This is a genomic window from Bradyrhizobium sp. (genome assembly GCF_016462955.1).
Taxonomy (GTDB): domain Bacteria; phylum Pseudomonadota; class Alphaproteobacteria; order Rhizobiales; family Xanthobacteraceae; genus Bradyrhizobium.
Window position 1 is genome coordinate 1 of the sequence record NZ_JAEMSD010000303.1, and the last position, 8,495, is coordinate 8,495.

10 protein-coding genes are annotated in these 8,495 nt (G+C 61.2%); 8 read left to right on the forward strand and 2 right to left on the reverse strand.

Annotation, left to right across the window (positions count from 1 at the left end):
- Positions 1-14: 14 nt before the first annotated feature.
- The gene (locus tag JHD07_RS39870; protein ID WP_349509814.1) at positions 15-230 is read right to left on the reverse strand and encodes a phosphatase PAP2 family protein; all 216 of its coding nucleotides are present in this window, start codon (positions 228-230) and stop codon (positions 15-17) included.
- Between the two features lie 91 nt (positions 231-321).
- Between JHD07_RS39870 and JHD07_RS39875 the strand changes: the two genes are divergently transcribed.
- On the forward strand, positions 322-621 hold the full coding sequence (locus JHD07_RS39875) for a hypothetical protein (protein ID WP_349509786.1): 300 nt from the start codon (positions 322-324) through the stop codon (positions 619-621).
- A gap of 170 nt (positions 622-791) precedes the next feature.
- Entirely contained in the window at positions 792-5,234 is a 4,443-nt protein-coding gene (locus tag JHD07_RS25720; protein WP_049820491.1) for an ATP-binding protein, read from the forward strand.
- On the opposite strand, the gene JHD07_RS25725 is transcribed toward JHD07_RS25720, so the two are convergent.
- Positions 5,182-5,505: a hypothetical protein gene (locus JHD07_RS25725; RefSeq protein WP_155248810.1), complete on the reverse strand. Its 324-nt coding sequence runs from the start codon at positions 5,503-5,505 to the stop codon at positions 5,182-5,184. The two genes, JHD07_RS25720 and JHD07_RS25725, sit on opposite strands and share 53 nt — an antisense overlap.
- Before the next feature lie 263 nt (positions 5,506-5,768).
- Between JHD07_RS25725 and JHD07_RS25730 the strand changes: the two genes are divergently transcribed.
- The 6 genes from JHD07_RS25730 to istA all read left to right on the forward strand — a co-directional run.
- Entirely contained in the window at positions 5,769-5,945 is a 177-nt protein-coding gene (locus JHD07_RS25730; protein ID WP_196232452.1) for a hypothetical protein, read from the forward strand.
- Positions 5,945-6,433, forward strand: coding sequence for a cache domain-containing protein (locus tag JHD07_RS25735; RefSeq protein ID WP_024343437.1), 489 nt, complete (start codon positions 5,945-5,947; stop codon positions 6,431-6,433). The genes JHD07_RS25730 and JHD07_RS25735 overlap by 1 nt, the downstream gene beginning before the upstream one ends.
- Positions 6,430-6,660, forward strand: a complete 231-nt coding sequence (locus tag JHD07_RS25740) for a hypothetical protein (RefSeq protein ID WP_024343436.1) — start codon at positions 6,430-6,432, stop codon at positions 6,658-6,660. Before JHD07_RS25735 ends, JHD07_RS25740 begins: the two co-directional genes overlap by 4 nt.
- Before the next feature lie 3 nt (positions 6,661-6,663).
- Positions 6,664-6,939: a PAS domain-containing protein gene (locus JHD07_RS39880; RefSeq protein ID WP_080655027.1), complete on the forward strand. Its 276-nt coding sequence runs from the start codon at positions 6,664-6,666 to the stop codon at positions 6,937-6,939.
- A 239-nt stretch (positions 6,940-7,178) separates the two neighbouring features.
- A complete protein-coding gene (locus JHD07_RS25745; protein ID WP_049820489.1) occupies positions 7,179-7,646 on the forward strand; it encodes a GGDEF domain-containing protein in 468 nt (155 codons plus the stop codon).
- Between the two features lie 141 nt (positions 7,647-7,787).
- A partial coding sequence (gene istA / locus JHD07_RS25750; protein ID WP_291627160.1) for an IS21 family transposase occupies positions 7,788-8,495 on the forward strand: 708 nt, incomplete at its 3' end.

An 8,495-nucleotide genomic window follows, 5' to 3' on the forward strand; every position in this document is an offset into this window, starting at 1 on the left:
CAGGTGGGGGAGTTTCAAGTGACCATACCCGGGGGATTTTGACCGACCCACGGGGTAGACCGGTTTTCCGTAACGGGATATCCGGTCCACAACCTCACAATACGCTCCACCATGGCACCAAGTGCGAAACCAATCACGACATCGCTTGCCCAATGCGTAAGGATTACGACTCTCGATAATGAAAGGCCTACGGCTAAGGCTCTTATCGTTCTACGCGGCAGCGGTGGCACCGTGCCCGCAGCCGAAGCAAGGGCACCATGTGCAATGCATGACCCGAAGGGAAGGCGTCTTCACGCTGACCGGAAAGGGATACCCGTTCAAATGACCGAGCACGGTCCTTCGGTCAGGACGCGTCTGGTTGATCAAGGCTTTGAACCCAAGTGGGATCAGGGCGGTTGCCGCGGCTACGAGGAGCGCATGATTGCCAGCCCGCTGAAGCCGCTCCGACCTGCCCCGGGTTGCTGCCCACCCCGCGAAAGCAACGGCCAAAAGGATGTGTTCGTCAGCGCCTCAGGTCAGACCGCGGGCGACGCGCTCGATGGAAGAATTGGTATTGCGGGCCACCGCGTTCGCAATGAGGATATCCGGTTTCGTTGGCTTTATGGTTCTCCAAGTCATTGAATTCGTACCTTGCAAAAAAGATCGGACTCCGGATGATGACCAGAGTTCCACGAGATCTCAGCAAGCCGAACCAAACATTCTGACCGCGAAAGTTCCACGCGCATTGGAGTTGCGTGTCGTTAAAAGGTAAGAGAAACCGGTGAGGGCCGGAAGTCGGGGCGAGCAAGAGCATGGAAGCAGGCGACGGCGCGGCCGCTGGAGAGGATACGGGGCCGCAATTTCTATCTGGGGGCGGCGCGATGGGTCGCCTTATGCGGCGACACGATTGGGCGAGCACGCCCTTCGGCCCGGTAGTCAAGTGGCCGCAGAGCCTGCGGGCGGCCGTCAGTATCTGTCTTGGGACAAATTTCCCGATTGCGATCTACTGGGGCAACGAACTGGCACTGCTCTACAACGATGCCTGGAGCCCCATCCCTGGCGAAAAGCATCCCTGGGCCCTTGGACGGCCGGGGCGCGAAGTTTGGCCAGAAATTTGGGACGATATCGGTCCGCTTTATGAAAAGGTCCAGTCAACCGGCGAAGGCGTCTGGCAGGAAGACCAGCTGCTGCCGATGCGCCGCCATGGCTACACGGAGGAATGCTACTTCAATTTCACCTTCAGCCCGATCAGGGGCGAACACGGCCGCGTTGAAGACATTTTCAATGCAGTGGTCGAGACAACCTTCAGGGTCGTCGGCGAACGGCGCGAGCGGACCTTGCGCGAGCTCGCCGAGCGCGTCTCAATGGCCCGGTCAGAACAGGAAGTGTTCGACGTCGCCGTCGCGATGTTCGCCGCGAAAGCGGCGGACGTGCCATTCGCGTTGCTTTACAGGCTGGACGAAGCAAGCAATTGCGCTCGGCTGGTCGGCTGCTCGCAGCTTGTTGAGAACGGAATTGCGAGCCCCGCGACCATCGAGTTGGGCGACGATCAGGCCGCATGGCCGACCCGGGAGGCTCAACAAGGGCGTACCATAGCTGTTGAAGGCTTGACCGCGAGGTTTGGCGAGCCCCTCCCCGGCGGCCCGTGGCCGGAGCCGTCCGATTGCGCCCTGGTTGCGCCGATCGCGGCGCCGCTGCAGGACCGCGCGATCTCCGGTTTCCTTGTTGCAGGTGTAAGCCCGAGACGCGCGCTGGACGATGAATACCGAGCCTTTATTGAGCGGGCGGCCGCCCACATCGCCACGGCGCTGATCAACGTCCGTGCTTTTGAGCAGGAGCGCCGCCGGGCCGAAGCACTTGCGGAAATAGACCGCGCCAAGACGGCTTTCTTCTCCAACGTCAGCCACGAGTTCAGGACCCCCCTCACGTTGATGCTTGGGCCTCTTGAAGAGGCAATGGCAAGCGACATCCCTGACGCTGTTCGGGCTCAGCTGGATCTAGCGTATCGCAACAGCGGCAGGCTGTTGCGGCTGGTCAACGGTCTGCTCGACTTCTCGCGGATCGAAGCAGGCCGCGCGACGGCCAAATATAAGCCAACGGATCTTGCCGCGTACAGTGCCGACGTTGCTTCCAGTTTCCGCTCGGCGATGGAAAAGGCGGGGCTTGAGCTGCGCCTGCGCTGCGCGCCCCTCCCCTCCCCGGTCTACGTGGACCGTGATATGTGGGAGAAGGTACTGCTGAACCTGCTCTCCAATGCATTCAAGTTCACCTTCCAAGGGCATGTCGAGGTGTACGTCGGCAGCCGAACGGGCCAGGCCGTCGTCGAAGTCTCTGATACAGGCATCGGTGTAGCCGCCGGCGAATTACCGAAGCTCTTCGAGCGCTTTCACAGGGTCGAAGGTCCGCAAGGGCGAAGTTTCGAAGGAAGCGGCATCGGTCTCGCGCTGGTGCAGGACCTCGTGAAACTCCACGGCGGGACCATCAGCGCCGAAAGTGAGCTTGGCAAGGGAACTAGATTCCGTATTTCCTTGCCTTTCGGCAGCGCCCATCTTCCTGCAGAACAGCTGCAGGATGCCGTCGAGCCCTCGGCTTTATCGAGCCGAAGCCGAGAGTTCGTCGATGAAGCGGAGCGCTTGTTACCAGGGAAGCAGATGCAGCTGGGCGTGAGCGAGATCCTTCCCGAAGCGATGCCGGCAGGTACCGCGCGAGGCTTGGGAAAGGGCAAAAGCGTCGTGCTTGCCGACGACAACGCCGACATGCGCGATTATCTCCAAAGGCTGCTCGAGGACGAGGGCTATCACGTTAGGGCGGTGGCCGACGGCGAAGCGGCTTTGACCGTCATCAATCAGGCACGGCCCGACCTTGTTCTCAGTGACGTGATGATGCCGAAGCTTGACGGGTTCGGCCTGCTCTCCCGATTGAGGGCCGCGCCTGCCTTGGCCGATGTGCCTGTGATTCTACTTTCGGCGCGCGCCGGCGCCGAAGCTCAGGTGGAAGGCCTTGAAGCAGGGGCGGACGACTACCTAGCCAAACCTTTTGCCGCCCGCGAGCTCCTCGCCCGCGTCAATGCCAACATCCGGATGGCCGAGGTGCGCCGTGAACTTACGGCGGTAGTTCGTGAAAGCGAGGTGCGCTTCCGTAATATGGCCGACCATGCGCCCGTGATGATGTGGGTCGCCGACGCGACCGGAGCTGTCATTTATCTCAACAAGCTCTGGCATGACTTCACCGGTCGCGCCCCAGAGGCTTCTCTCGGCACGGGTTGGCTGGACGCCGTTCACGAGGACGATCGCCAGGCAGCTCAGGCAGTCGTGATGGGCACACAGCCAGGTCACGGCGCAACACGCGTGGAGTACCGGCTGCGCAAGGCCGACGGAGGATATCGCTGGGTGGTCAACGCGGCCGTGCCACGTCATTCTGAAGACGGCCGTCTCCTCGGTTCCATCGGCTCTGTCCTCGACATCGATGAGCGCAAGGAGGCCGAGCTTGCGCTGAAGGCACAAACCGAGGTGCTCGCCAGACTGAACCAGTCAGCAGCGGCGGTGGCCGGAGACCTAGATCTTGAGCGCGTGGTCCAAACGGTGACGGATGCCGGCGTCGCGCTTTGCGGGGCCGAATTTGGCGCCTTCTTCTACAATGTCCTCGACGAGTCCGGCGAAAGTTATCTCCTGTACACCCTGTCTGGGGTGCCGCGATCCGCTTTCGAGAAGTTTCCGATGCCGCGGAATACCGCCGTGTTCGGCCCCACCTTCGAGGGTTTGGGCATCGTACGATCCGACGACATCACCAAGGACCCGCGCTACGGCAAGTCGGCGCCATATCACGGCATGCCAAAAGGGCATTTACCGGTATGCAGCTATCTGGCGGTGCCGGTTCGGTCGCGATCGGGTGAGGTGATCGGCGGACTCTTTTTCGGACACTCCAAACCTGGCGTTTTTACACCTCTCGCTGAGGAAGGTTTGGTCGGACTCGCCGCCCAAGCGGCCGTCGCCATGGACAATGCCCGCCTTTTTCAGGACCGGCTGAAGGCCGAGCAGCAGCTGCAGAATTTGAACGCGGAGCTGGAATTGCGGGTCGCCAAGGAGGTGGCCGACCGCATGAGTGCCGAAGAAGCGCTGCGGCAGGCGCAGAAGATGGAAGCGGTCGGTCAGCTGACCGGCGGAGTGGCCCACGACTTCAATAACCTGCTGACCATCATCGTCGGCGGCCTTGACACCATCCGGCGCGCCAAGCCCGAGGACCATGCAAGGATCAAACGAGCGGCGGATATGGCTTTGCAAGGTGCCCAGCGTGCATCCAGCCTCACTTCGCGGCTGCTCGCGTTTTCGCGCCGGCAGCCTCTCACGCCGAAGCCGCTCGATCTCAATGGCCTGGTGCGTGATATGACGGAGCTGCTTCACCGCACTTTGGGAGAGCAGATCGAGCTGGAAGGCGTGCTTTCGCCGCGGCTGTGGACGGTCGAGGCGGATGCAAACCAGTTGGAGAGCGCCATCATCAACCTGGCGGTCAACGCGCGCGATGCGATGCCGGGTGGCGGCAAGCTCACGATCGAAACTGCCAACATGTTCTTGGACCAACGTTACGTGGAGACGACAGCCGAGGTTGTGCCCGGCCAGTACGTGCTCATCAGCGTCAGTGATACGGGCAGCGGTATTCCAAAGGATGTCGTTAGTCGGGTGTTCGAGCCGTTCTATACCACCAAGGAGGTCGGGCGCGGCACAGGCCTCGGTCTCAGCATGGTGTACGGATTCGTGAAACAATCAGGCGGTCACGTCACCATCTACAGCGAGGTGGGCGAAGGCACGACCGTGAAGATGTACTTCCCGCGGTATCATGGACAAGACATATCCGTCGAAACCTCAGAGCCGCCTGCTCCGGGGGGAAGTGCCGGCGAAACCGTCCTGGTGGTGGAGGACAACGAGGACGTCCGCTCCCACAGCGTGATGATCCTCAGCGAAATGGGCTATCGGGTTTTGCAGGCGGAAGCAGCGGATGCGGCCATCGCAATACTCGAGACCGATCAGCGTGTCGATCTGCTATTCACGGACGTGGTCTTGCCAGGTCGCAGTGGCAAGGTGCTCGCCGATGAAGCGATAAAGTTACGGCCGGAACTAAAAGTGCTGTTTACGACAGGGTACTCGCGGAACGCCATCGTCCATCATGGGCGGGTCGACGCCGGCGTCGAGTTACTGTCCAAGCCGTTCACATACGAACAGCTCGCTGCACGGGTACGCGACATTCTCGATCGAAACTGACCAACAGCGCAGCTCGCTTGTTGTGATCAAAACAGTACCCTGTCAGGAGCGGGCTTCCGGCCATCTGCACCGCATCAGCCAGATGCGCCTTAAGGTCCCGGTAACCCTTCACGGCAAGGAAACGTCTGATCTCGGGGATATCAGAGCTGCGGTCCCCAGAAATCGCCTTCATCTCAGCTGCAAGATCTGCGGCGATCTGCCGGTCCCAGTGCCCCGGGTCATTTCTTAACACCTGGTAGGCGTCTATCTGCGCTCCGAGGTGGACCGTCATGACCTCCCCCCTTTCGCACGAGAGTAGGCGAAAAGGCGTTAGCGTCCTCAACGTCAAGCAGTCTCCGTAATCTTCCGTGTTCCTGCCCTGCCCTGGCCTGCCCTGCTGAATTCCGATAACTTCAAAAGCCATTCGTTAATTAAGCCAATGAAAGGGCTCGCGGCGTTCACTGCTTTTCAAAGATCAGATGACACCTATCATCTCCATAACATGTGGGGAAGAACATGCCGCGTCGCGTCCAGCGTCAGATTGAATGACATCCGATGGTGGCGGTCTGGTCCATTCCTTTATTGATGGCGGCTTCTGTGCTTGGCTTGATCGGCTGGAAGGCCGAGGCGGGTCGCGAGGCGGCGATCGGGCGAGCCGAGCAGGACATCAAAAACCTGGTCCACTCTTTGGCGCAGCATGCGGTGCACACCATCCGCGCGCCGATGTGGTGATGGCGGGCGTGGCCGAAATGCTGGCCTATTGCAAACCGGACAGGGCAGAGCGCCTCAACGGTTACTTGGCAAGCACGGTTCGCTCCCTGCCCCAATTGCGCGAGATCAAGGTACTCGATGCGCGCGGCGATGCAGTCTACTCCAGCGCCTTGCCGATCAGCGGCCACAACAATGCCGATCGCGAATACTTCCGTTACAATGAAAGCCATGCCGGCCCGGAACTCATGATCAGCGGGCCTTTCTCTTCGCGCACGACCTGCATGCCCACCATTGTGCTCTCCAGGCGCATCACCAATGCCGCAAATGGAGAGTTTGTGGGCGTCGTGATGGCATCCATCCTTACCGACTATTTCGGAAACTTCTACCGGGCCTTCGGCATCGCTGAACATGGCGGCGTAATCTTGATCACCGGCGAAGGCAGGGCACCGGTGCATCTTCCGTCGGGACCAGCGGCAAAGACCTTTCGCAGACTGACCTCTTCAAGGTGAAGCTGCATCAGGGGCGATCCGGCTTTTATGCCATTACGTCGCCCTTCGACGGTCTTAGCAAGTATTTCGGGTATGAGCAGGCGGAGGAGTACGGGTTGGTGGTGGCAGTCGCCCGCACGTATGACGAGATCGTCTCCTCCTGGCGGGCCGATCTCAAGATCGATGCGGCGGTAGCCGTCGGCCTGTTGCTCGCCATTCTGGCAATCTCGGTCGTTCTTGCCCGCTAATTCATCTATCGTGCGAGGCTTGAGCAGTCGCTAAGCGAGGGGGAGCGTAGGCATCGCCTGCTTGCTGACAAGATCGCGGATGTTGTGGTGGTCCTCGATAGCCGTGGCATTTGCCAATACGTCTCGCAATCGGTGTCCGCAGCCCTTGGCATGAGCGAAGAGCAGGTTCTCGGCCGTCCATATATTGATTTTGTCCACCCCGACGACCGGAAGATTTTGGCGCGGATCGGACATGGATGGCGGGACGATGATACCTCGGCTTCTGTCAGTTTCAGATGATGCATGCTGACGGTTCGACGGCGTGGTTCGAGGCGAATTTTTTCGGTCGATGGATGGGGCGCAACGCCGAAACTGTTGCGGTTTTGCGCGACATCACCCAGCGCAAAGCACTGGAAGTACAATTGTCATCAGCGAACAGGCGCCTATCCCAGCTGGCTACTACGGATGGCCTGACTCAGCTTGCGAACCGCCGCGGCTTTGACGCCCACCTCCGGGAAACCTTTTAGCGGCAAGCCTCGATGGCAGTCCTGCTGATCGATATCGACAACTTCAAGGGTTTCAACGATGCGCTTGGCCACCTGGCTGGCGACGAATGTCTTCGACGTATCGCAGTCGCAATTGCGACCGCAGCAAGTCACCTGAGCGGCCACGCTGCGCGATATGGCGGAGAGGAGTTTGCGATCATCATGCCGGGCGCGACCGAGAGCAAGGCTATCGCACGGGGAGAAGCCCTTCGGGGAATGGTCTGCGCGCTTGCGATACCGCACCCCGCGGGTGGCGGAAGCGTGACCGTCAGCGTCGGGGTTGCCGAGAAATCGAATAACGCCTGTGACGAGGCGGCTCTTGTCCGGGAGGCTGACATCGCGCTGTACCAAGCCAAGAGGTTAGGCCGAGACCGAACGGTCGCGGCCTCATCGCTCGAGATGCGGATTCCGATCGATGTCGCCCAGGATTCCGAGATGATCTCGCCCACCATTCCGATTTGAAGTCGCCCACCCGTTCCGAGATGATGTCGCCCACCATTCCGGGATGATGTCGCCCGGGTATCGAGACCTCTTCTGGCTCCCATAGGGTCAACCTTTCGGTTTTGCGAAGGGGGACCCTGGATGCCGACGGAGAGGCTTGCGATGCGCCGTGTGCGCGATGTGATCAGGATGAAGGCGGCTGGGCTGCCGAGCCGCGAGATTGCTCGGCGGATGGGCGCGGCGCCCTCGACAGTGCGGCTGACCATCCGGCGGTTCGAGGCCGCAGGCCTGAGCTGGCCGTTGCCCGACGGACTCACGGACGCGGCCCTGGAGGCCCGCCTGTTCGCCAAGACCGGCAATGGTAACCGGCAGGGTCATCGCCGCATCGCCGAGCCCGATTGGGCGGCGGTGCACCGAGAGCTCAAGCGCAAGCACGTGACGCTGTCGATCCTGTGGGAGGAGTACATCGGCGCCGAGCCCGGCGGATATCGGTACTCGCGCTTCTGCGAGCTTTACCGCGCCTGGGAGGGACGCCTGTCGGTGACGATGCGCCAGGCGCACGCGGCCGGCGACAAGCTGTTCGTCGACTACGCGGGCGACGGCGTCCCGGTGGTGGTCGACCGCCTCACCGGCGAGCGGAGGACGGCGCAGATCTTCGTCGCCGTGCTCGGCGCCTCGAGCTTCACCTATGCGCAGGCGACGTGGACGCAGGGGCTTGCCGACTGGATCAGCGCCCACGTCGGCACCTTGGCGGCGATCGACGGCGTGCCGGCGCTCTTGGTGCCTGACAACACCAAGGTCGCGGTCATCAAGGCGAGCCTCTACGACCCGCAGATCAATCGCACCTATGCCGAGATGGCGGCGCATTAC